Here is a 210-nt window from a genome sequence, read left to right as displayed (position 1 = left end):
ACTTGTTACTTATTTTCTTTTTCTAACCTCTCCTTCCCCCCCTCCTCTCTTTTTCCTCTTCCTCCTTCCTTTTCTCCTTCTCTTTCCTCCCCCTCCCCTCTTTTTCCCCTTTTCTTTTCCTTTCTTTTCTTTCTTTCTTTTTTCTCTTTTTCCTTCTCCCTCTTTTCTTCCTTCCTTCCTCTTCTCTCTTCCCCTTCCCCCCCTCTCCTC

Annotated in this window: 1 protein-coding gene; it reads right to left on the bottom strand. The window is 44.3% G+C overall.

The genetic code is table 11. The features are described 5' to 3' along the window. Positions 1-9: 9 nt before the first annotated feature. The coding region (locus tag AB1471_RS19280; RefSeq protein WP_367781128.1) for a hypothetical protein at positions 10-210 on the bottom strand (201 nt) is incomplete at its 5' end.

The organism is Jeotgalibacillus marinus (genome assembly GCF_040801915.1).
GTDB lineage: Bacteria > Bacillota > Bacilli > Bacillales > Jeotgalibacillaceae > Jeotgalibacillus > Jeotgalibacillus marinus.
This window is presented reverse-complemented; position numbering and strand designations above follow the sequence as displayed.